We start from the raw sequence: 18610 nt of genomic DNA on the forward strand, positions 1-18610 counted from the left end.
CACGGCGGCCGCGTCAGCTATGGCGGAGGCCATCACACCTCTAGCCACGGCGGCAGCTTTTTCAGGCGGCTCGGGTTCCTCCCATCGAGGTGGGACCTATACCAATTCAAACACTGGCAATCGGTACGGCACCCATCAATAGGAGCGCGGATGATTGGTGCTGTTCGGCACTGGCGCCCTGCTCGCTCACACAGATTTCGACGGTGAGCGGCCGATTGAAGCACACGGCGACGTTCGGGTAACGCGGTAGAAAATATCGCGGCACCGCAAGCAAGACATTGGAAACACGAAAATCTAGAGCTGCCATGATGGACAATGGCGATATCGACAAGGGCGCTTTTGCGCCGGACGGAAAGAAGAAAGCGGCTCGACTTGCATTAAATGCAATCAGCGGCGCGATTCCCTTCGTCGGTGGATTACTCTCGGCTGGGGCGGGATACTGGTCCGAACAGGACTCAGAGCACGTCACCAATGTGCTTCGCCAGTGGATTCAGATGCTAGAGGATGAGCTGCGAGAGAAAGGCAAAACGATTGCCGAGGTGATTGCGCGCATCGACATGCACGACGAGAAGGTCAAGCAGCGCATCGAGTCACCCGAATATCAGGCCCTGCTGAAGAAGGCATTCCGCAATTGGTCTTCGGTAGATACCGAGTACAAACGTCAACGACTTCGGAATATCCTTGCAAACGCTGCCGCCGCGCAGACCGCCTCGGACGACGTAGTTCGCCTCTTTATCGACTGGATAAATACTTACACTGACTTCCATTTCGAGGTGATCGCGGAGATATATCGGAATCCTGGCATTACGCGTGGTGCGATGTGGGACAATCTCGATAAGCCGCAGGTTAGAGAGGACTCCGCGGAGGCCGACCTTTTCAAGATGCTGATCCGCGATTTGACGCTCGGAAGCGTCATTCGTCAGCATCGACAGACGGACTACGCCGGAAATTTTCTCCGTAAGAGACGCCCAGCAAAAGATCCGCCCCAGGACAGTCCTCCATCACGACGAAGTCTGCATTTGATGAAACCGAGCCCTATGAGCTGACCGATTTGGGACGTCAATTCGTCCATTATGCAATGAACGAAATCACCGCCAAGATCGAATTTAAGGAGTTCGGCGATTAAGCTGAGCTAGGGCGAACAGACAAAGGGGCAAGCAGCCTATGAATTACACAATGATCCTGGCGTCCTGCATCGCAATTCTGCTCGGTCCTAAAATAGCCGTTGCGTATCCAGTTCAAGGTTTGGGGGCCACGAGTTGCGCGGAATTCGCGAAGATGTATCAAAGCGATCCAAAGAACATGGAGCTCTATTTTTTTACATGGGCTCAGGGCTACATGTCCGGCCTCAATATGGGACTGCTGGCGAACAAACAGGAAGCAAAAGAATTGGGAGCCGAAACCAACGACCAAGCCCTAGCGCTTAGGACTTATTGCGCTGACAACCCCCTAAAAACCTATATGGATGCAGTACTGAACCTTTGGAAAACGCTTCGACCCTTCAATCAAAACACCAAAGGAGCGAAGTGACTGATTTTGTTGTAACCCATCTGCAGCCTGACGATTTGACTGCGGTTGACGACTGGATAGCTGGGGCAGGACAAGTCTCCACTCGCCCGGAAGCTATTCGGACACTAATCCGTCTGGGGGCGCGGCGACTACAATGAAGGTTGATAGGAAGTGGAGACGAAAATGGACGCGGGTCTGACAGCGGCCGTATTCGGTTTAGTCGGCGCACTAATAGGATCCGCTTCCTCGGTGGCCACGATAATCGTCCAATCGAAGCTAAAGGACCGGAGGGACCGATCCAAACAGCTATTGGATCTATCGCTCGCGGAATTCGGTCACCACCTAGACCTAGCGAAGTCGAATGGCGGAGGGGCGATTCTTCCAATCTCGGCCTACATCTACAACAACCACCTGATCCTCAAAGCACTTGAGGACGGCTCATTTGGCCCAGAAACCCTGACTGAAATCGCCCAAAAGGGTGACGAGGTGATAAGGGCCATAAACGAAACGGAGACCAAACGCGGTAGGCCTGGAGTGGCTCATCCATGAAGATCGCAATCTTATCTGCCGCAGACGTTGCTGGTTGGTATACCGCGACTCTAATGGAGCGCGGGCACGAGATCACGATTGGCCCCTTCGGCCACGCACCTTCAGCGGTGACCGGCATGATTGAGGACGGAATTGATGGCGTTCTCATCTTGACCGAAGACGATGATAACCTGGAGGAGATTGCTGCGCGCTTCACCAGGGCGACGGGCCGGCCCATATGGCGCAGCATGACCGAAATCCCGCGATGATGGCCGCTGCCCCGTGACGGTTGCGATTGATTCTTCCTGCAGAGTTCAAACCATGTCCAAAGCTGTAAATCTCGGCCCCTCTCTCAACTTCGCCAACATCAAACTCGCCAAGTCGCATTTCGATCCTTACAGAACCGGCGGCGCGTTGAACCAAGACGTTCCGATCGAGCAGTTCGAGCAGCTGAAAGTCCTCTACGAAAAATATTGCGCCAACACCCAGTATGATCTCCCGGCTGCGGTCACCGCGTTTTTTCCAACAATGGAAAAGCGCAGCGCCGGATACACCCGATGCCTCGGTGTACGGTTTGCCGACGGCTCTTCGAAGACGTTCTCTCTCGACAAAGCACTCAGTGCGGTCGCATCCGCCGATAGTAGATAGCAGGAAAACATGGCTGACGCAGTCGCACCCGACGTTAATGCCGAATATCTGAGATACCAGGAGCGCACCGGCGCCCTTATCCGCGACACGCTGGACGAAATGCAGTGCCAACCAATCTTTTTCGTAGGCTCAGGAATACCCAAGCGGTATTTTGGCTCTCCCGGCTGGCTGGAGCTACTTCGTGAAATTGCAACTCAGATGGGCATCTTGGAGGATGAGTTCAATTATCTCATCCAGAAGCATGACCACGGCCCTATTCAGCTAGGTCAAGAGTTGCAAGAGCGGGCCTTCGAGTGGGCTTGGAAAGCTGGCAAAACCAAGTTTCCCAGCGGCTACTTCAAAACAGACGTGCATCGCGCACAATTCTTAAAGCACATGGCTTGTGAGATTCTCTCCAAGAAGGTCCCCAAGGAGAGCGCGATCAAACGGCTTCCCTGTTTAATGAGATTGCTCTACTACAGGCCACCGCGCCGCACGCAATAATTACCACCAACTACGACAACTTCCTCGAAGTGCTTTTCAAGGGCTACGAATCCATCGTCGGAGAAAAGGTCATCCGTTACAACCTCAACATGGTGGGTGAAATTTTCAAGATCCACGGGAGTACCGATGATCCGTCAACTTTGGTGCTAACTCACGACGACTACGAAAACTATCGCGAAAAGAAAAAGTATATATCGGCCAAGCTTCTGACTTATTTAGCCGAGCACCCGGTGTTCATATTGGGATACGGGTTTGGCGATCCCAACGTGACGTCTATCATTGAAGACGTCGGCGAGATCATCGGGGGCGACGATCGCTTCATCAAGAACATTTTTTATGTCCAGTGGAATGGAGACATTCACGAAAAAACATCTTTTCGCGAAGAGTATGTGGTCGGCGCGGGGGCCAAGCAATATCGAGTACGGGCAATCGAATCCAACGAATTCTCGTGGATTTATACGGCCATCTCTCAGGAGCGCCAGATCAAGGCGATCAATGTGCGCACCCTGCGAGCCGTCGCTTCTAGAATGTACAAGCTCATCCGGACTGACATTCCGCGCCGTCAGTTCGAGGTCAACTATCAGGCGCTAGAAGGCCTTATGAGTTCGGACGAGAACTTGCCAAACCTGCTTGGCATTGTCCCGGCTAATAACACCAACATGACACACCCGTTCGTGCTCACGCAAGTTGGCCAGAGGCTGGGCTACCCTGGCTGGCACGGCGCAAGAAAGCTGATCGAGAAAGTTCGTGCGGAAAAAGGAATCAACCTCTTCGAAACGGACAATCGCTATCACTGCGCTGTGAAATCTGGGACCGGACCTAAATCGACAGTTGGGAAATACTCAGCAGAGCTAGTCGCGCTGCTGAAATTGGTCAAGGCTGGCTTGCCTTACGCGGTGACGTTGTGATTTCGAAGCTGTTGCTGAACGCTCTGAATAAGCAACTCTTTCCAGAGACGCCCTTGCGGTTGCGCAGTGTCTGCTGGTGGTTGGAATAGCCTGGCAGCCTCAGCAATATCACCATCCCGACATAGCATCGCATCAACTATCACTTTGGCCCGAGCCCGGGCGTCCGCTCGCATCATTGCCATATCCACTCGCCTGCCCCTCACTTGCACCTCCTCCACCGCGCCCGCTCCCCAACCCCATGCCTCGCGATCTCTGCACCCGAGGCGTCAACTACGATCACGACCGTGCCCGCATCAGGGTCATAATCGGGATCGCTGGCGATATCGCGAGCAACACGGGCGCCGTATCGGACAGCTAATTCAGGCGAGCGAAATAGCTCCCCCACATCGTCCGGCTGTATCTCGCCGTTGTGGAAAATCGGGAAGTAGTAACGCATAGCAGCGGCCCTCGTCCTTAAGCCGCGATCATGCCCACATGTCGGGACGGCCCGCACCTGTCGAAAAAGACAGGGTTCGGCTCTCGCCCATGAAGATGACCGCTTTCGTCGCTGTCGGAACGATCTCACCGGAATCCCGTTGTCTCTGATGGTCAAAACGTCCGATAAATTTCGCGAAAATGCCGATAACTGCTCGCAGCTCGCCGAGGCGGCGACCAATGCGCAGGCGGCACTCCGCTACAAACGGATGGCGCGGGCGTGGTCCGCTTTAGCGACCGAACAGGATTGGCTCGACGGATATCCGACACAGAGTGATCGGGCCAGCGAGTTGGCCGGAGATGCGATCGATGGCTTGCGCGATAAAGATGCTAGCGCCGATGCGGCCAAGGCTCGCAAGAGTCAACTGATAGATGGACCGGTTGAGTTTAGGGACTCCCGCGTGGACAACGATTGATCGTCAGCCACTCGCCTTCGTCCCGCCTACTTTTCCGAGAGTATCGCGAATGAGACGGACGGCCTCACAGAGCTAATCGCTCCTGGGGCCGTTACCCGTAAGATCGCAAGCGCACTCCATGCGGCGGGATGATGAGGCCGGGATCTCCCGCCGCTGGAACCTGGTCAGTAACTACTTCGACCCGGTCGCAGGTGCTGTGGATGGCGCGCTTGCGGGAGAACCGGCGCCCGAGCCGGTCGTTGTCGACGGGTTTGTCGAACTGGTCTTGGTTGTGGGCGCGCTGGTCTGATTTGACGCGGTCGTGTGGTTACCAGTGCTGTAGAAAATGGCGGCGATAGCTATGATCACGACAATTGCACCAATTGCCCAACCCGTGGTGTTGGTCTGGCGCGGATTGTTCCGGTAGTTCTGATCTGGATTGGTCATGGGTAATCCTCTTGGATAGAGAACCACCAAACCCGAGACCCGTCCTCGCGTTCCTACCGTCAGTTGTTCCCGATTAGTCAAGCCCGACACTCTCCGCCGCTGCGGCCTTTTTCATTTACGACATAACCTGAACGCCGACAGCGAATTCCCAGGGTCGGATCAACTACCGGCCTTCAACGATTTTGCCGTGTCCAGATGCTTTTGCAGCGTGTCTATCTGGCCTGAAGCATATTCGCCGGCAGCATCCTTGCTTTTTGATGCCTTCTTGTACTCGGCGATATCCTTCTGGTGATCTGCGACCATGTGGGTAGCGAACATCTTATCGAAGCCTGGGCCGGACATTTTTGCCATCTTGTCATGTTCGGCTTTTTGTTTCGCACTCGGGCCGCTCGGCGGGTTCATTCCTGCTGCTTGGGCAGCAGCTAAAGCCTTCTGATTGGCGGCAGCGTGGTCGGTGGAGAGCATCCTGCCGAACGACTTGACGGCATCGCTCTGGCCGTTCTGCTGCGCCAGCTCCCCCATGCTCACTTCAGCGAAATTGCCCTCGATTGCCTTCTTAAGGAACGCCTCGCTTTGCTTATCTTTCGCAGATGCGTTCGCAACTGAGATCGCCATCAAGGCTACTGTCCCGAGCGACACAAGCATTCTGTTCATCGGCGACTCCTGGATTGTTTGCCGATGAACACTCAGATGCGGAAGAGGTTCCAATTGAACCATGGCGCTTGGTACTAACCTCTCCGCTTCTCCTCTGCAATTCCGCCCGCAAACCGAGAACGACATCGGCCGGCTCACGGTCGCAGCCGAGCAGCGACTGTGGATTGCGGTCTAGCGGGCTGGCGCGGAATTTCGATCGGCCAAGCGCTTCGGCAAGCGTGATCCTGATGGACTGGTCCTGCGGGGCGCGAATACCCCGCCGAAACAGGACAACGGCTTGGCTGGTTATGTGCGACGTTCTGCGCCGCCGATCTCGTCTCGACCGCGCAGGCATCAAGGCGGCCCGAATTCGGTCAAAGCCCAAGGTGGTCCGTAGCGGCTTGGGCCGTTTGGATCCGGATGGCATACTCCTCAAGAAACGCCCGGCCGTATCGCCGCCAGGCAGCGAGTGTCTCCCCGCGGTCGGGACGGTCATCGTCATCCAGCGCGATTCCTGCCCAGCGCAGATCCGAAAAGCGGTCATGTCCGGTCTCGAATACTTCACCCCAATCCTCGGGAGCGGCAACCGCGCGATGCTTATTCTTCTTGGGGCGCGGCGGCATCAGCGGCGAGTCCCATACGTTGCATCCCGCGGCATTCGCGGGCCGTCGCCCGGCTCAACGTCCAAGCCGAGTTCGCGGCAAAGAATCCGGAATCGGTTCTGCGCTTTGTGCTCGATGTCGCACCATGGCGAGGATTTTTGGCAGCCGAACCTGTCGAGCACGACATGGCCATGCTCTGCCAGTGCGGCGCGAGCCTTCTCCGCCTCGTCCATGCTTTCGCAGGCCAAACGCAGCAAGTGTCGGTGATGGTCATCCAGGTCATAATCCGAATGGACCTGGCGCCACCACGTCTTGGCTGCCCGGGACAGGTGGTTAGGCGGTTTCGGCGAGGCCATTTAGGTCTCCAAAATATTTTAAACTCTGGGGCAAAGCGCGCGATTGTTGAGGTATGGGGCCGGTTTCTAAAAAACCAATATCTATGAAAGTTGCTACACCCCTCCGCCCCATCACGCTGCTACCCTATGCTCAGGGTCAACACACCGTTATTCGACCACAACTGACCAACGACGTGCGGGTCCGCTGTAGGAAGGCCAGTGAGAACAAGCTTGCCAGCGGCGTTCACGGTGAACGCCACACCGTTAAAGTTGACAGAGCCACCAGGCTCAAGAGTAAGACTGTCACCACCAAGATCGCGGTGAACCTTTGTGCTATAAGTGCTCATTAAAATCGCTCCTCTTTAAATCGCTGCATCACCACACCCGCAGAACGTCGACAACGTCGCCATCATCATCGACAACGAACTCAGCGCGGCCCGGTCAGCCGAACGGCTCCGGTGTCGGCGCGCGGTGGCGAACTTCGCTAACCGTGTCGGCGTAAAGGATCTGCCCGTCTACGATGACGACGAACCTCAGATCGCTCGGCTCACCGGCAATCCCGACGACGCGACAAGATTGCCACTTTCCGCCGCACTTGAATTCGGCGGTGAATTCTTGAATGGCAATCACGCCAAAACCTTCCGCAACTGCACGGCGTCACCATCATTCGCCGCGAGGAATTCAAATGCATCACCAGCCATAGGCCGAACCACACCCGCCTCGCGGAGTGCCTTGCGCGTGATCGCGTGCGCAGTGCCGTCGCTGGCGACTAGCCATAACCGACCGAGGCCACTGTCAGCGACGATGCGCTGTAAAGTCCCAAAGTTCATGACGCTCATTGGACTAACGGAATTCCGCGTTTGCGCATCGCCTCTCGCCGGGTCGCTATGCGGCGCTGGGCGGCTACGTTGTTGGTGTTGGCTCGCGAACTAACCCATGCGCTGGTAGCTTCGTAAGCCGGATTCGCTAAAAGCGAAACCTCGTAAAGCTCGATCTCGCGAATGGTCCGTGTCGGGATCGGACCATCGTCGGACCAATCATCCCAAAGGACCCGGAAACCGAAGCTACAGCCCTTCACCGCACGTTCGCGCACGGTGCCAAGCGCCTCTGCACCACTTGGTGTGCTGACGTCCGCGTCCAATTCAAAGCTGAGCCCAATTGGCGTATCTTTGAGACGGAGCGATCCCGCGGACTGCCTGGCCAGTACACGGCCCCAATCGTGCGCCAACAGGGCAACCACGTCCCCGTTGGCGATTGTCTTTGTAAAAGCGCCGGGCTCGATGCGCTCGACAAACTCCCCCGCGATCGTCACCGGCACATCGTATAGCGCACAATAACCCCGAATGACGGAGCCCGCTTGCTCAGCCGGAGCATCGCGTGTCTCTGTCTCAGCGACCCGCAAACTTAGCCTCCATCGCAGCTCGTTTCGCCTTGAGTCCCCCGGGCTTGCTCTTTCGCAGCGCGCGGGCGATTGCGACTGGATCGGGATCGTCGACGTTCAGAACCCTGCCACGCAGGGTGACCTTACGAAGCGGTTTGGCTGCACGCTTATCGGCTCGCTCAAACATTGTGACCAGCCTCCCGCACTTCCTTCAGAAAGTAGAAAACCTTGCCTTCACGTCGATCGCCTAGGAAATGCGCGCGCACAGGGCGCAGATAGCCGAGGCGAACATCCTCGCTCTCCAAGTCATCTAGTAGCGCGTCGTGCTCTTCGCGCGCCGCCTCCAACGCACGCGCCGCTTCACACAGCGATTTTAATCGGCGCTGATATTCAAGCAGCGACGCGCTGCAAACAATCTTGCTCGCTTTGTCTCGCGCCTCATCGGTACGTCGGCGCAGCACTTCCCGAGTGTCTTCGATAACTCCCATTTCGGCGACTACATCGCGCAGTCGCTTTGAAAGTTCAGTGACGCTGCCTTCCGCCTCTTCACCCAAAAGCCTAGCCACACCAGCACTAAGACGTTCTCCGCCAGCCGCTTTTGCGGCTTTGATCTCGTCAAGGAGATTCGAGCGCTCAGCGTTGAGCTTCGAATAGCTCTGCTCCAGCTCGTGCCGCTTTGCGATGAGTGCAGCGAATTCAGGGCTAGTTTCAGCTAAGCTCATGACGCGAAATTCGTCGGCGGGCCTCTTCTTCAAAATTGCCACCTAGTTCACCCTTCCAAAAACTTTGTCCAATACGTCAGCAATCACATTCGCAGGCACTGTCGTCGCAGTGCGATGTCCATGCCGCTCCCAATGTCCGGCGTCGGCTCCAGCTGTCCGAAAGCGCGCCACACCAAAACCGCTCCTAACGATGGCTTCCGGCCAACTTCGTACGAATTCGATCGTGGAGCTACGTGCATCCGAGTCGCCACCGCGCGCCTTCTCAACGAGAAGCTCGATGGCATCGAACGCTGTGCGTGCAACCGATTCTGGCGCGTCTGCAGGAATGATGGTGCCAGCCGGCACCAGGCCGGTGTAGGTCGCGAGGTCGTGATCGGCGAGTCTGATTTTGCTGGTGACTGCAATAGCCAAGATCAAGCGCAACGCATCGGTGTCGCTCAATTCCGGCGATTTAGCTGGCCCGCCGGCCGGAATCACGCCAGCATCTCTTAGGCGTATTGCGACCACCTTTGAGCGCCTCGGGTCAAAGCCGAGCGCATCGATAGCCGACAAGACGTCGGCAAGTTTCGCCATGGTATTTCGTTCTCAATAGAAAGAGTTTTGTTGAAGGCTAAATAAAAAGCCGATTTCGGCGGATCACGGCACTGCGCCGGAAAAAGGTGGCGACGCCAGGTGGTGACCGGCGCGCGCCAAAGTCTGCACGTCACGTCAAGCCACAAACGTGGTCTCATATCTCTGTCATCGAAACCGATGATTAGCGCAAACTGCTAGGCGGCAATAAGCTCGGCCAGTTTTCGCGCGGCACGGACTACTGCCTGTTTGCCGATTCCCTCGTATGTCCGCTTGCTGCTACCTGGACCGGCAACCAGCTCGCCGATCTCGGCCGCCGAGCTGTCGTCTAGAACCGCATCGAGAACTTCAGCGTGCCTGCCCATTTTGATCCTGAGTCGGCCCTCGTCGATACTCCGGACCATGACGTCCTCGACCGTTTGGGTATTAACTTGGGCAGGCGAAGCCTTGGCCTTACGAGGGCGGCGGAACCGTTCGATGTGCATGGCCATGCTGTACGGGGGAGTTTCTTTTCGAAGGTGGGATCTTTCTTCGCCTTCTCGTCCTCCTCGTACATTGCAATCAAATCTTCGGCTTCCATCGTTTCCATAAGGGTTTCGACGATGGTGCCTTCGGGCGTAGCGGGCTTATTGACGGGCCGCGCTGGTTCGGCGTGGTTGTCGTTATCGGCAACGAGCGCTTTGCCGGTGAGTTCTGACCATGCGTTGATGCTGTGCAGCGTGGTGGTATCGCCAGCCTTGTGGAGGGCCGGAATGAGCTGGGATCGGTTCACAGTGGAATATCTCTCATGACGTGCTGTGTCTGGCCGCTTGTCCGCGGTCTTGGTGTGGCCTGTGGCTGCACACGTTTAGGAAATCGGCCTTCAGGCTAGAGGGATCAAGCGCTTACCTGAGAAAACAGGCGCCGAGGAAATCGGGGTCTTCTTGGGTGGAATTCCAACCCGTCTACCAACGGGGTTGGGTGTTCCAACCCAACGGGGGTATAAGGGGTTGGAACACACACCTCGTTGGTACCCGTTGGTAGGGCGTTGGTAGACCGTTGGAAGGCTAGTCGGCGGCCATCCGTTTCTGCCGAATCTCGTCTTCGACCACCACCAATCGCTCGCGCGATCTTGACGGTGGCCCCTCCTTGATGATCGCAATCTTCTTTTCCGCAAACAATCTAGCCATCGACTCCTCCAGCGCTCTCTTGCTCGTTGCCCCGCGTTCTGGCATGGCGACCATCACAGTCGGCGCATACGTGCTGCTCCTGGAAGATGAGACCCGCCTGCCGCTTCCGTTGATTGAGGTAAGCAACCTCAGGAACACCTCATCGGCGTGGTTGGCGAGCAACGCTACGTGCGCAGACGGCTCACCGTCATCAAGAACAAAAGCGCCTTCATGCCAGCGCAGTTTGGTTTCAGCGCCTTTCCTGCCGTAGTTGGCCTTCATGTTCTTCAATAGGCGTAGATCCTCATCGTTCTTATCTGCGGTGAAATACAGCCTCGATCGCACTGAGTTATTCCACGCCGTCGATCCCGACAGTCCGGTGCCAGTCTGCATGCCTTGCACAGATGGATGCGACAGCAGAAGCACGGCCAAATCACAGTCCATCGCAAAGCGCCGCAGTATCGAGACGAAGAAGCGAACTTGCTTGCGGCTGATTTCGTCACCGCCGAACACGTCCGCTGCTGTATCGAGGATTAGAAGCTTCGGTCGGAACTCCGTCAGCAGATCCGTAATCTGCTGAGCTAAAGCTGTAAGCTCAAGCTCCCGACTCCGGCGTTTTTCGGAGACCAGTTCGGCGTCCTTCCCGGCCATAGGAATGACCCGCATGCCCCCTTCAGGTCGGCAAAGGTTCGTCCCATAGCGGTTAGAATGTCATGGCCACGCCGCTTAAGCTCGCCCTCGTCATCTTCCGCGGCGAGGTAGACCACTCGCCCTTGCGCCGGCCTGTACTCGATCGTTTCGACACCTAGCACTCCGGCCAAGCCGATCTGATAGGCCAGCAGACTCTTGCCGGTGCCGCCATCACCGGAAAGCAAGGTGACCTGCCTGTTGGGGATCAGGCCCTCAAGGTACCACTGCCGCTCCGGGATTGGTTGCCCTTCCCAGTCCGAAGGATCGATGATCTTGATTCCGTCGGTTTGGTTGTCGTTGGCTGGAGCCGGTGGCGACGAGGCCTCTACAATGTCGCGCGCAGCAACGGCCTGCCACATCCAGCCCATGATCTTTGGGTCGATTTCCTCCGCGCAAACCTCAGCTGTCATGCCGATGGGTGGCAGCGTGGTAGGGTCTTTGTATTCAAACGGGGTCGCAGTGAATGTTCTAGCCGTCATGATGGCTACCGCCCCCCGCTGCTACTGCGGCTTTCGCAAGCTCGTTGGCAATACCGACATCGAGGCGGCAACCGTCGCTGAAAACGCGGTAGCTGCCATCCGGCTTGCGGATTAGAGAAAGCTTCAGGAGGCGGACCCCAGGAGCCACCTCAGCGTCGAATACGGCCATGCGCCGTCGCCCGCTACTAGCGGGGCGGTAATCCAAAATTTTCAAAGGGAGTATCCAGATAAAAGTGGAGGCAGGTAGTACGCGCTGAAGCGCGTTCTTATGCGGCTTTAGGCGGCTTGGCTGCCGCTCTGCTTGTTGTCGCTCGTGCCCCAGGTCGAGGTTCGCCGCCGCGACAGCACCCAGGCGTCTACGTCGGCGCGGTCGTATTTGACCTGACGGCCAATTTTGAAGAATGCCGGCCCGGTGCCATCGCATCGGCGCTTGGCGAGCGTCGACCGCGACAGGCCGGTGGCGGCTGTCATTTCGTCCAAGGTGAGAAGATTCAAAAGAGCCTCCGATAAGGAGGTTACGTTGAACGCCCCGGCCACGGCCAGTCGGCGCCTATAGAGTAGTGCGCTTGGTCTCGCAAAATACTAAGCGGTCCCTGTCGAATTCAGTGTGCGCCGCTGAATTCCGATGGATACCCACTATTGTTGATCTAGGGGCTGCACACTAAGGCGGTATGCAAATTATTTAGGCCGATGACTGCTACTGGATGTCCGGTGGCTACCCGGTGGCTACTCGGCGAATTTCAGGTTTTCAGACTTCCGCCTAAGTACTTGATTTTGTTGGTCGGGGCAGCTGGATTCGAACCAACGACCTGCAGTACCCAAAACTGCCGCGCTACCAGGCTGCGCTATACCCCGAATGTCCGGCGAGCCCCGTCGATACACAATTCGCCAGGCGCCAGCAAGCGTCCCAAACCGCCGAAACCGCGCCCGTTAGCTTGATTTGCCGACCTATTTGCTGCCGAACAGGGGGTGGCCGACGCGATCGCCGGGCCGGATGCCGTATTTCTGCGCTGTTCCCGCCACCACCTCGAGCACGGCCCGGGCGGGGCCTCCCGACGAAATGATCTTGGTCGAGAGCGGCACGGTATTCTCGGCGATGCGCAGGATGCGCCCGTCCGCCCGAATGAAGATCATGTCGAGCGAGACATAGGTGTTCTTCATCCACATCGAGACTTCCTGCTCGGGATTGAAGTCGAACAGCATGCCTTTGCCGTCGGCCAATTCCTTGCGGTACATCAGCCCGGTCTGCTTCTCCTCGTCCGTGGTCGCGATCTCCACCGAGAATACCTGCACGCCATTCTTCGTGACGATCTCGAGCGGCTGGAAGCTGGCCGCGCGAACGGACCCGGTTGCGATGGCAAAGCCGGCGACGACGAGGATGGCAGCAAGCCAGCCCCTGGCAAGGGACCGGGCGGCCTTTCGATCAAAGCTCATGGAAATGGACTCATTGGGCTGACGGCGTGAGATTGCGACATCCTTACGCGGCGATCATGACAAAAGCCAGAAGCGCACGACCCTGGGGCCGCGCGCTTCTGCTCACGAATACGAAAACGGGAAGCCGGCTAGTGCGACTGGAGACCCGGCGATCCGGTTTCCGGATGGATCTCGGCCGCCATCATGCCCTTGGAGCCCGGCCCAAAGCGGACCAGCACATACTGGCCCGGCCGCAACTCGGTCATGCCGAAGCGGCGGAGCGTCTCCATGTGCACGAAGATATCGGGGGTGCCCTCGCCGCAGGTCAGGAAACCGAAGCCACGTAGCCGGTTGAACCATTTGACTTGGGCTCTCTCGAGCCCGCTGGTCGCGGTGACCGTGACATGGGTGCGCGGCGGCAGCATCTGCGCGGGATGGATCGCGGTCGACTCGTCCATCGAGACGACGCGGAAGGCCTGATAACCCTTGGCGCGCTGGATGCACTCGACGACGATGCGGGCGCCCTCGTACGCGGTCTGGAAGCCGTCGCGCCTAAGCACGGTAACGTGCAGGAGCACGTCGGGCCGTCCATTGTCGGGAACGATGAAGCCGTAGCCCTTTGAGGCGTCGAACCATTTGATGACGCCATGAACCTCGACGAGGTTGGCGCTGCTCTCGCCCAGCCCGGTGAAGGGACTGAGCGCACTATCTCGACCGGCGCCGTGCTCGCCCGGCGCGGGAACTCCCAGCTTCTTGGACTCAAATCCGTCCGACGACCCCATAACCCCGGACCCCACACATGCCATGCACCCCGCCTCAATGGCGGGGTCGAATCACGCGTCTCTAGAGAACCTTCAGAGAATCTTCTCAATCGACGCGACGCAGATCTTTCGAATCAAAAGATAACACTCCCGGTTGCGAGGCATAGACAAAAAAGAGATTCGCCGGAACCTATGAACAGCTTGCATAGGCGCGGATCAAATTGATGCCTCAATTCCCGGTAAAGGGCCCGAGTGCTTCGCCGATGTCGTGACGGATGACGAGGTCGGCGATGTCGTCCTGCTCGGTCGGCTCGCGATTGATGATGACCAAACGTGCACCGGCGTTCTTCGCCATCATCGGAAAGCCCGCCGCCGGCCACACCACGAGCGAGGAACCGATCGCGATGAAGAGATCGCAAGCCTGCGACAGCTCGGTCGCGCGCTGCATTTCATGCTCGGGCATGGCCTGACCAAAGGAGATCGTTGCGGTTTTTACCGGCTCGTCGCATGCGCTGCAGTTGGGCGCGGCACCGTCCTGGTCGAAGCGGCGCTTCACCCAGTCGAGCTGGTAGGCCTGACCACATCCGATGCAGCGCGCGTAAGTGGTCTTGCCGTGAAGTTCAATCACGCGATCGGCGGCGAAGCCCGAGGCCTGGTGCAGATTGTCGATGTTCTGGGTGATGACCGCGGGAATCTTGCCGGCGCGATGCAGCGAGGCGAGCGCGCGATGGCCGCGGCCGGGTTTCGCCGCGGCGAACACCTCCTCCATCGCAAAACGCCGGCGCCAGGATTCATCGCGCGCCTCCTGGCTGGCCACGAACTCGTCGAACGGAATCGGACGGTTGCGGGTCCAAATTCCACCCGGCGAGCGAAAATCAGGGATGCCGCATTCGGTCGAGATACCGGCGCCGGTGAACGGCACGATGATCCCAGCGCTCGCGATCATGTCGCCGAGCCGTTCGACACCATTCTGAAGGTTCGATGCAATCACTCGCCGCCTCCTGACTTGCCGTCGCGCCAGTTGCAACATCTGCAAGCGACAAGATTGTTGACGCTGTTATCCACCGCGCGCAAGTCGTGAGCTGCGATAGGGCCGCAATTTTTTCCGACTTTCGCTTATCACAATCCTGCAATGCCTCCTCCCCATTGACGCCCCAATCAGAAGCGCCAATGCATGTGTTGACGCGACTCAACGTGATTGCGGCGGCAGTGCTTGAGTTCAGCAGTGCACATAGACTCAGGTGTAGTGGGGGATTTGACATGACCGAGGACGAACAACGCAAAATCCGCGAACGCGAAGAGATCGCCGCCCGCGTCGCCGCGTTCCGTGCCACGCAGGAAAAATTCAAGCGCGAGCGTGAGGAGTATTTCGTCTCGACGCTCGCGAACGCCCGCAAGGTAGAACGGCCCTCGCTCTGGCCTTAAGACGTCACGCAGGACGTGCGCGAAACAAGACCTGCGCGCGAGAAAAAGCCCGGAGCATCGCTCCGGGCTTTTCGATCGTCAGCCGTCACCAGCGGCGGTAGTAATGGTGGTGTCGGTAGTACGGTCCGCCATAATAGGCGTACGGGCCGGGACCGTAGGCGTAGGCCGGGCCGCCATAGTAGCCATAGCCCGGGCCGTAATAGCCATAGCCATACGGATGCGAGGCGGCGATGGCGCCCGCGGTGATCGCACCGGCTGCCAGACCGAACGCGAGGCCCGGGCCGATACCGCGCGCCTCGGCAGGCGCAGGGGCCGCGACCGCGGTCGCGCCGACGGCTGCGACGGTAGCAAGGACTGCGAGTGTCTTCTTCATGATCTCCTCCTTCGCATTCGCGGAGACAACGCGAGCCCGCCGGGATGGTTCGCCTCCGGTGGAACCGCGCCGCCCAGAAAAATCTCGCCGCCACGGGAACAATACCGGCAAGCCCGGATTGAACCTGCAAGTGCGGGAGCCTCCGCCATCCGGGTCGAGGCGACAGCACGAAGACCCCGCCAGCATCTCCGCGGTGCTGGCGGGGTTTTCAGTTTCGAGAGACAAAATGGCAGCAGAGATCGATCGCTGCCAACGGGGCGGAGGTCGAGGAGAAGAGATTGCCGCTATCCGCTTTGCTGGCCCGCATCCGCAAGCTTATTCCCAAGTCCAACGCGCAGCATTACGAAGAGATCGTTCGCAACTTCGGTGTGGGCAGCTTGCGCCCGCCGCCGACGCCGATGAGCGACCGTGAACTAGCCCGCGCCATCGCCGAATTCCTCAAGGACTCGCCCTCGGCGGAATCGGTTGCGGCATTGGGGCGGCGGCTCGATCCCAGCTCGCGACTCTGAGCGGCATTTCGTTTCCAGGTTTCTTTGCAAATCGCTTTGCAAGGCGGAACAGGCACGCCCCTGCACACGTTGAGGTAGTCTTCCCGCAAGTGCAAGAAGGGGCTCGTCATGCCTGCCTGGCTCGAAGTATTGCTCAACCTGTCCGCCTATGCCGGTTTCGTGGCGCTTGCGACCCGCGGCGCCACATGCCCGCGGGACTCCGCCGACGATGAGGTCTATGGCAGCAAGCGCTAGTTCGCGTGCGGCGGCTGTCCTGCCGTGCGCACCAGCCGGTCGGCCTTGACCGCGGCGCGCGTGTCCTCGACCTCGGGCCGCAGCGAAAGGCTGATCACCACGAACGCGAGACAGAACAGCGTGCCGACGACAGCGACGCGGCGATAGGTCTGGCGGTCGCCCTGATAAAATGACGGTTCTAAAAACGGGGTCATAATGGTTCTTGGCAAAAAATCGATGTCTTGTTGTCTTTGCCAGACACCTATCCCAACCCGCGGCAAGCGCAACGCGATTGGGCTTTTAACCTAACCGAATAGGGTTATCGCGATCGCTGCAAGCTTTCGTTAGGAGCCAGCGAAGCGTCTCACGCCTCGGCCAGCCACTTCAGCGACGCGCGAAAGCCGAGGCTGCGATGGCCCGCGACCAGCACGGTGCCGTACACCTCGGCTCCCTCCTCGCTGAACGTCCCGGAGAAGCCGCTGGTCGCCTCGGTGCCGGCGAAGAGCGGCCTGACAAGCGGATCGGCGAACCGCGAATGCTGGTTGGTGGCGAGCTCGCCCTTCCAGGTGCCGTTGCCGACGACGTAGGAGCCGCGCGACCAGAAATACGGTCCGCCGCCGAGCAGCACGCCATCGCGCAGGATCAGCACACCGCTGTCGCGGCCCTTCACGCCGTCGAGCATGTGGATGTGGATGGAGTAGAGCCCGTTCTTCATGGATGCGCCCGCCGTGGCCAGCGAGGATAGCGCGGTGCGTGGGGAGCGTCGAGCCGGCCACGCACAGTGTGTCGCCCTGCACCGACCTTCTTTGTTCCAGCTTCGACTCCATTTCGTTCTCGAAGAACGAATCGGAGTCGAGCAAATCAGCGCGACACAGGATCTGGATGCGGAGTTCTTCCGCGGCCGGGCCCTTGAGCTTCCTGAGCTGGTTCCAGAGCCGGATCACTTCGCGCTGTTTCTCGACTGTCATGAGTCACCTCCAAAAGCGGTGACTCACTAGAACAAAATGAGAACAGAAAGTCCAGCCCATGCGCGAAATTTCATGGGCATATCGAACCTCTTTGGCGCGTCGAGCACCCACGGAGGGCCGGGTTTCAGCGCCCGGTCACATGGCAGCGTCGCTTGACGATCATATTCCGTCACCGCGGCGCTGTTGCTTTTTGGATTTTCAACCTTAGTTCGAGCCATGGCCGATGGCCAGGCGCTGAAATCCCGACGCCGTCGGCTAGAGAGCCCGTGCGCAAGCGCGGGTTTTTTCTTTTGGAAATGGGACGATGACTGGCGGGGATTGCCGAGCACGATCTCTCTTTGCGCGGTGAACTTTTTCAGTGCTGGCGCGTCTCATAGATGAAGCTTTCCCCCAAGCTTCACCCCATCAGAAAGCCCCGCTCCCCCAGGCGGGGTTTTTGCCTTTGTCGGCATCACGCGGCCGGTCCGCGCGCTCAGGGCACGCAGACAGCGCGCGATCGCCGGGATCAGACCGAGTCCTTGGCGACCTTCAGCGGCGAGGCCTTGACCGACTTGCTCGCCGGCTTCGCAGCAAACTGCATCGGCTCCTTGGTGAAGGGATTGACACCCATGCGGGCTTCGGTCGCAGGCTTGTTGACGACCGACATCTTCACGAAGCCGGGAATAACGAACTCGCCGGACTCGTTGAGCTCCTTGTAGCCGACGGTCGCCATGTATTCGATGACCGACTTCACGTCGTTCTTCGCAAGCTGCGTGCCTTCCGCAATTGCATCAATCAATTGGGTCTTGGTCATCTTCGCCATGTCTGGAGTCCTTTTGGAAGGTCTGGAGTTCTGTGAATTTGGTGCGCGCGAGCTACGATGCAGCTCTGCCTGGGAAGCGGTAAAACTACGCAGCGCGCTTGGTTCATGCTTACGGCCATGAAGCGACCGGGCTTAGAGCCTATTGAGGCCAAAAAGGCAAGCAGCAGTTCGGCGCAAGTTCCGCAGCTTTCCGC

33 protein-coding genes and 1 tRNA gene are annotated in these 18610 nt (G+C 58.4%); 13 read left to right on the forward strand and 21 right to left on the reverse strand.

Annotated features, from left to right (window positions below):
- Positions 1-305 precede the first annotated feature (305 nt).
- The 7 genes from ACTGJ9_RS25640 (at position 306) to ACTGJ9_RS25670 (ending at position 4076) form a co-directional block, all read left to right on the forward strand.
- On the forward strand, positions 306-1046 hold the full coding sequence (locus ACTGJ9_RS25640; protein ID WP_456673355.1) for a hypothetical protein: 741 nt from the start codon (positions 306-308) through the stop codon (positions 1044-1046).
- Positions 1047-1164: 118 nt separating this feature from the next.
- The gene (locus tag ACTGJ9_RS25645; RefSeq protein ID WP_456673356.1) at positions 1165-1530 is read left to right on the forward strand and encodes a hypothetical protein; all 366 of its coding nucleotides are present in this window, start codon (positions 1165-1167) and stop codon (positions 1528-1530) included.
- Between the two features lie 162 nt (positions 1531-1692).
- Positions 1693-2058 carry a hypothetical protein gene (locus tag ACTGJ9_RS25650; protein WP_456673357.1) on the forward strand — a complete coding sequence of 122 codons (366 nt, stop codon included), beginning with the start codon at positions 1693-1695 and terminating at the stop codon, positions 2056-2058.
- Positions 2055-2306: a hypothetical protein gene (locus tag ACTGJ9_RS25655; protein ID WP_456673358.1), complete on the forward strand. Its 252-nt coding sequence runs from the start codon at positions 2055-2057 to the stop codon at positions 2304-2306. The genes ACTGJ9_RS25650 and ACTGJ9_RS25655 overlap by 4 nt, the downstream gene beginning before the upstream one ends.
- A 52-nt stretch (positions 2307-2358) precedes the next feature.
- Positions 2359-2685 carry a hypothetical protein gene (locus ACTGJ9_RS25660; RefSeq protein ID WP_456673359.1) on the forward strand — a complete coding sequence of 109 codons (327 nt, stop codon included), beginning with the start codon at positions 2359-2361 and terminating at the stop codon, positions 2683-2685.
- A gap of 9 nt (positions 2686-2694) precedes the next feature.
- The gene (locus ACTGJ9_RS25665; RefSeq protein ID WP_456673360.1) at positions 2695-3168 is read left to right on the forward strand and encodes a hypothetical protein; all 474 of its coding nucleotides are present in this window, start codon (positions 2695-2697) and stop codon (positions 3166-3168) included.
- 29 nt (positions 3169-3197) lie between these two features.
- Positions 3198-4076, forward strand: a complete 879-nt coding sequence (locus tag ACTGJ9_RS25670) for an SIR2 family NAD-dependent protein deacylase (RefSeq protein WP_456673361.1) — start codon at positions 3198-3200, stop codon at positions 4074-4076.
- Between the two features lie 199 nt (positions 4077-4275).
- Here ACTGJ9_RS25670 and ACTGJ9_RS25675 read toward each other — a convergent pair whose 3' ends face one another.
- Complete coding sequence (locus tag ACTGJ9_RS25675) at positions 4276-4512, reverse strand: DUF6894 family protein (protein WP_456673362.1); 237 nt, start codon at positions 4510-4512, stop codon at positions 4276-4278.
- A 148-nt stretch (positions 4513-4660) separates the two neighbouring features.
- On the opposite strand from ACTGJ9_RS25675, the gene ACTGJ9_RS25680 reads away from it, so the two are divergent.
- Positions 4661-4966 carry a hypothetical protein gene (locus ACTGJ9_RS25680; protein ID WP_456678622.1) on the forward strand — a complete coding sequence of 102 codons (306 nt, stop codon included), beginning with the start codon at positions 4661-4663 and terminating at the stop codon, positions 4964-4966.
- A 118-nt stretch (positions 4967-5084) separates the two neighbouring features.
- Positions 5085-5255 (forward strand): hypothetical protein, encoded by a 171-nt coding sequence (locus ACTGJ9_RS25685; RefSeq protein ID WP_456673363.1) that lies wholly within the window; start codon positions 5085-5087, stop codon positions 5253-5255.
- 296 nt (positions 5256-5551) lie between these two features.
- Here the strand turns inward: ACTGJ9_RS25685 and ACTGJ9_RS25690 are convergent, their stop codons facing one another.
- The 15 genes from ACTGJ9_RS25690 to ACTGJ9_RS25760 all read right to left on the reverse strand — a co-directional run bounded on the left by ACTGJ9_RS25690 (position 5552) and on the right by ACTGJ9_RS25760 (position 15117).
- Positions 5552-6046, reverse strand: coding sequence for a DUF4142 domain-containing protein (locus ACTGJ9_RS25690; protein ID WP_456673364.1), 495 nt, complete (start codon positions 6044-6046; stop codon positions 5552-5554).
- Positions 6047-6647: 601 nt separating this feature from the next.
- Entirely contained in the window at positions 6648-6983 is a 336-nt protein-coding gene (locus tag ACTGJ9_RS25695; RefSeq protein WP_456673365.1) for a P27 family phage terminase small subunit, read from the reverse strand.
- 420 nt (positions 6984-7403) lie between these two features.
- Positions 7404-7592 carry a hypothetical protein gene (locus ACTGJ9_RS25700; RefSeq protein WP_456673366.1) on the reverse strand — a complete coding sequence of 63 codons (189 nt, stop codon included), beginning with the start codon at positions 7590-7592 and terminating at the stop codon, positions 7404-7406.
- A 205-nt stretch (positions 7593-7797) separates the two neighbouring features.
- Positions 7798-8364 (reverse strand): HK97 family phage prohead protease, encoded by a 567-nt coding sequence (locus tag ACTGJ9_RS25705; RefSeq protein WP_456673367.1) that lies wholly within the window; start codon positions 8362-8364, stop codon positions 7798-7800.
- A gap of 158 nt (positions 8365-8522) precedes the next feature.
- Positions 8523-9107, reverse strand: coding sequence for a hypothetical protein (locus tag ACTGJ9_RS25710; protein WP_456673368.1), 585 nt, complete (start codon positions 9105-9107; stop codon positions 8523-8525).
- The gene (locus ACTGJ9_RS25715; RefSeq protein ID WP_456673369.1) at positions 9108-9638 is read right to left on the reverse strand and encodes a hypothetical protein; all 531 of its coding nucleotides are present in this window, start codon (positions 9636-9638) and stop codon (positions 9108-9110) included.
- A 325-nt stretch (positions 9639-9963) separates the two neighbouring features.
- The gene (locus ACTGJ9_RS25720) at positions 9964-10407 is read right to left on the reverse strand and encodes a hypothetical protein (protein WP_456673370.1); all 444 of its coding nucleotides are present in this window, start codon (positions 10405-10407) and stop codon (positions 9964-9966) included.
- A gap of 274 nt (positions 10408-10681) precedes the next feature.
- Positions 10682-11434, reverse strand: coding sequence for an AAA family ATPase (locus ACTGJ9_RS25725; RefSeq protein ID WP_456673371.1), 753 nt, complete (start codon positions 11432-11434; stop codon positions 10682-10684).
- Positions 11365-11883, reverse strand: coding sequence for an AAA family ATPase (locus tag ACTGJ9_RS25730; protein WP_456673372.1), 519 nt, complete (start codon positions 11881-11883; stop codon positions 11365-11367). The genes ACTGJ9_RS25725 and ACTGJ9_RS25730 overlap by 70 nt, the downstream gene beginning before the upstream one ends.
- A 58-nt stretch (positions 11884-11941) precedes the next feature.
- Positions 11942-12121: a hypothetical protein gene (locus ACTGJ9_RS25735; protein ID WP_456673373.1), complete on the reverse strand. Its 180-nt coding sequence runs from the start codon at positions 12119-12121 to the stop codon at positions 11942-11944.
- A gap of 107 nt (positions 12122-12228) precedes the next feature.
- Complete coding sequence (locus ACTGJ9_RS25740; protein WP_456673374.1) at positions 12229-12489, reverse strand: helix-turn-helix transcriptional regulator; 261 nt, start codon at positions 12487-12489, stop codon at positions 12229-12231.
- 241 nt (positions 12490-12730) lie between these two features.
- A tRNA-Pro gene (locus tag ACTGJ9_RS25745) sits at positions 12731-12807 on the reverse strand.
- A 93-nt stretch (positions 12808-12900) separates the two neighbouring features.
- Positions 12901-13386 carry a DUF192 domain-containing protein gene (locus ACTGJ9_RS25750; RefSeq protein ID WP_456673375.1) on the reverse strand — a complete coding sequence of 162 codons (486 nt, stop codon included), beginning with the start codon at positions 13384-13386 and terminating at the stop codon, positions 12901-12903.
- Positions 13387-13514: 128 nt separating this feature from the next.
- Positions 13515-14147: a cold-shock protein gene (locus ACTGJ9_RS25755; protein ID WP_456673376.1), complete on the reverse strand. Its 633-nt coding sequence runs from the start codon at positions 14145-14147 to the stop codon at positions 13515-13517.
- A gap of 208 nt (positions 14148-14355) precedes the next feature.
- Entirely contained in the window at positions 14356-15117 is a 762-nt protein-coding gene (locus tag ACTGJ9_RS25760; RefSeq protein ID WP_456673377.1) for an SIR2 family NAD-dependent protein deacylase, read from the reverse strand.
- A gap of 269 nt (positions 15118-15386) precedes the next feature.
- Here ACTGJ9_RS25760 and ACTGJ9_RS25765 point away from each other — a divergent pair, with 269 nt between their 5' ends.
- Complete coding sequence (locus tag ACTGJ9_RS25765; protein WP_456673378.1) at positions 15387-15551, forward strand: hypothetical protein; 165 nt, start codon at positions 15387-15389, stop codon at positions 15549-15551.
- Positions 15552-15636: 85 nt separating this feature from the next.
- On the opposite strand, the gene ACTGJ9_RS25770 is transcribed toward ACTGJ9_RS25765, so the two are convergent.
- Entirely contained in the window at positions 15637-15924 is a 288-nt protein-coding gene (locus ACTGJ9_RS25770) for a hypothetical protein (RefSeq protein ID WP_456673379.1), read from the reverse strand.
- A 293-nt stretch (positions 15925-16217) separates the two neighbouring features.
- Between ACTGJ9_RS25770 and ACTGJ9_RS25775 the strand changes: the two genes are divergently transcribed.
- Positions 16218-16433 carry a hypothetical protein gene (locus ACTGJ9_RS25775; RefSeq protein ID WP_456673380.1) on the forward strand — a complete coding sequence of 72 codons (216 nt, stop codon included), beginning with the start codon at positions 16218-16220 and terminating at the stop codon, positions 16431-16433.
- Between the two features lie 108 nt (positions 16434-16541).
- The gene (locus tag ACTGJ9_RS25780; RefSeq protein WP_456673381.1) at positions 16542-16667 is read left to right on the forward strand and encodes a hypothetical protein; all 126 of its coding nucleotides are present in this window, start codon (positions 16542-16544) and stop codon (positions 16665-16667) included.
- On the opposite strand, the gene ACTGJ9_RS25785 is transcribed toward ACTGJ9_RS25780, so the two are convergent.
- Together ACTGJ9_RS25785 and ACTGJ9_RS25790 are read right to left on the reverse strand one after the other, a co-directional pair.
- Positions 16664-16861 carry a hypothetical protein gene (locus tag ACTGJ9_RS25785; protein WP_456673382.1) on the reverse strand — a complete coding sequence of 66 codons (198 nt, stop codon included), beginning with the start codon at positions 16859-16861 and terminating at the stop codon, positions 16664-16666. The genes ACTGJ9_RS25780 and ACTGJ9_RS25785 overlap by 4 nt on opposite strands.
- Positions 16862-17010: 149 nt before the next feature.
- Positions 17011-17361 (reverse strand): GrlR family regulatory protein, encoded by a 351-nt coding sequence (locus ACTGJ9_RS25790; protein WP_456673383.1) that lies wholly within the window; start codon positions 17359-17361, stop codon positions 17011-17013.
- On the opposite strand from ACTGJ9_RS25790, the gene ACTGJ9_RS25795 reads away from it, so the two are divergent.
- Entirely contained in the window at positions 17360-17644 is a 285-nt protein-coding gene (locus tag ACTGJ9_RS25795; protein ID WP_456673384.1) for a hypothetical protein, read from the forward strand. The genes ACTGJ9_RS25790 and ACTGJ9_RS25795 overlap by 2 nt on opposite strands.
- On the opposite strand, the gene ACTGJ9_RS25800 is transcribed toward ACTGJ9_RS25795, so the two are convergent.
- Together ACTGJ9_RS25800 and ACTGJ9_RS25805 are read right to left on the reverse strand one after the other, a co-directional pair.
- A complete protein-coding gene (locus ACTGJ9_RS25800) occupies positions 17641-17943 on the reverse strand; it encodes a hypothetical protein (RefSeq protein ID WP_456673385.1) in 303 nt (100 codons plus the stop codon). The genes ACTGJ9_RS25795 and ACTGJ9_RS25800 overlap by 4 nt on opposite strands.
- A gap of 176 nt (positions 17944-18119) precedes the next feature.
- On the reverse strand, positions 18120-18416 hold the full coding sequence (locus ACTGJ9_RS25805) for an HU family DNA-binding protein (protein ID WP_027531020.1): 297 nt from the start codon (positions 18414-18416) through the stop codon (positions 18120-18122).
- Between the last annotated feature and the right edge of the window lie 194 nt (positions 18417-18610).

Origin of the sequence: Bradyrhizobium sp. RDM12 (assembly GCF_051917485.1) — a bacterium.
Taxonomy (GTDB): Bacteria; Pseudomonadota; Alphaproteobacteria; order Rhizobiales; family Xanthobacteraceae; genus Bradyrhizobium.

What these genes read in the sequence shown, in the direction of transcription:
- ACTGJ9_RS25640 (WP_456673355.1), top strand. Translation starts at nt 306, where the DNA reads ATGATGGACAATGGCGATATCGACAAGGGCGCTTTTGCGCCGGACGGA.
- ACTGJ9_RS25645 (WP_456673356.1), top strand. Translation starts at nt 1,165, where the DNA reads ATGAATTACACAATGATCCTGGCGTCCTGCATCGCAATTCTGCTCGGT.
- ACTGJ9_RS25650 (WP_456673357.1), top strand. Translation starts at nt 1,693, where the DNA reads ATGGACGCGGGTCTGACAGCGGCCGTATTCGGTTTAGTCGGCGCACTA.
- ACTGJ9_RS25655 (WP_456673358.1), top strand. Translation starts at nt 2,055, where the DNA reads ATGAAGATCGCAATCTTATCTGCCGCAGACGTTGCTGGTTGGTATACC.
- ACTGJ9_RS25660 (WP_456673359.1), top strand. Translation starts at nt 2,359, where the DNA reads ATGTCCAAAGCTGTAAATCTCGGCCCCTCTCTCAACTTCGCCAACATC.
- ACTGJ9_RS25665 (WP_456673360.1), top strand. Translation starts at nt 2,695, where the DNA reads ATGGCTGACGCAGTCGCACCCGACGTTAATGCCGAATATCTGAGATAC.
- ACTGJ9_RS25675 (WP_456673362.1), bottom strand. Translation starts at nt 4,512, where the DNA reads ATGCGTTACTACTTCCCGATTTTCCACAACGGCGAGATACAGCCGGAC.
- ACTGJ9_RS25680 (WP_456678622.1), top strand. Translation starts at nt 4,661, where the DNA reads ATGGTCAAAACGTCCGATAAATTTCGCGAAAATGCCGATAACTGCTCG.
- ACTGJ9_RS25685 (WP_456673363.1), top strand. Translation starts at nt 5,085, where the DNA reads ATGCGGCGGGATGATGAGGCCGGGATCTCCCGCCGCTGGAACCTGGTC.
- ACTGJ9_RS25690 (WP_456673364.1), bottom strand. Translation starts at nt 6,046, where the DNA reads ATGAACAGAATGCTTGTGTCGCTCGGGACAGTAGCCTTGATGGCGATC.
- ACTGJ9_RS25695 (WP_456673365.1), bottom strand. Translation starts at nt 6,983, where the DNA reads ATGGCCTCGCCGAAACCGCCTAACCACCTGTCCCGGGCAGCCAAGACG.
- ACTGJ9_RS25715 (WP_456673369.1), bottom strand. Translation starts at nt 9,638, where the DNA reads ATGGCGAAACTTGCCGACGTCTTGTCGGCTATCGATGCGCTCGGCTTT.
- ACTGJ9_RS25725 (WP_456673371.1), bottom strand. Translation starts at nt 11,434, where the DNA reads ATGGCCGGGAAGGACGCCGAACTGGTCTCCGAAAAACGCCGGAGTCGG.
- ACTGJ9_RS25730 (WP_456673372.1), bottom strand. Translation starts at nt 11,883, where the DNA reads ATGACAGCTGAGGTTTGCGCGGAGGAAATCGACCCAAAGATCATGGGC.
- ACTGJ9_RS25735 (WP_456673373.1), bottom strand. Translation starts at nt 12,121, where the DNA reads ATGGCCGTATTCGACGCTGAGGTGGCTCCTGGGGTCCGCCTCCTGAAG.
- ACTGJ9_RS25750 (WP_456673375.1), bottom strand. Translation starts at nt 13,386, where the DNA reads ATGAGCTTTGATCGAAAGGCCGCCCGGTCCCTTGCCAGGGGCTGGCTT.
- ACTGJ9_RS25755 (WP_456673376.1), bottom strand. Translation starts at nt 14,147, where the DNA reads ATGGGGTCGTCGGACGGATTTGAGTCCAAGAAGCTGGGAGTTCCCGCG.
- ACTGJ9_RS25765 (WP_456673378.1), top strand. Translation starts at nt 15,387, where the DNA reads ATGACCGAGGACGAACAACGCAAAATCCGCGAACGCGAAGAGATCGCC.
- ACTGJ9_RS25770 (WP_456673379.1), bottom strand. Translation starts at nt 15,924, where the DNA reads ATGAAGAAGACACTCGCAGTCCTTGCTACCGTCGCAGCCGTCGGCGCG.
- ACTGJ9_RS25780 (WP_456673381.1), top strand. Translation starts at nt 16,542, where the DNA reads ATGCCTGCCTGGCTCGAAGTATTGCTCAACCTGTCCGCCTATGCCGGT.
- ACTGJ9_RS25785 (WP_456673382.1), bottom strand. Translation starts at nt 16,861, where the DNA reads ATGACCCCGTTTTTAGAACCGTCATTTTATCAGGGCGACCGCCAGACC.
- ACTGJ9_RS25795 (WP_456673384.1), top strand. Translation starts at nt 17,360, where the DNA reads ATGGATGCGCCCGCCGTGGCCAGCGAGGATAGCGCGGTGCGTGGGGAG.
- ACTGJ9_RS25790 (WP_456673383.1), bottom strand. Translation starts at nt 17,361, where the DNA reads ATGAAGAACGGGCTCTACTCCATCCACATCCACATGCTCGACGGCGTG.
- ACTGJ9_RS25805 (WP_027531020.1), bottom strand. Translation starts at nt 18,416, where the DNA reads ATGGCGAAGATGACCAAGACCCAATTGATTGATGCAATTGCGGAAGGC.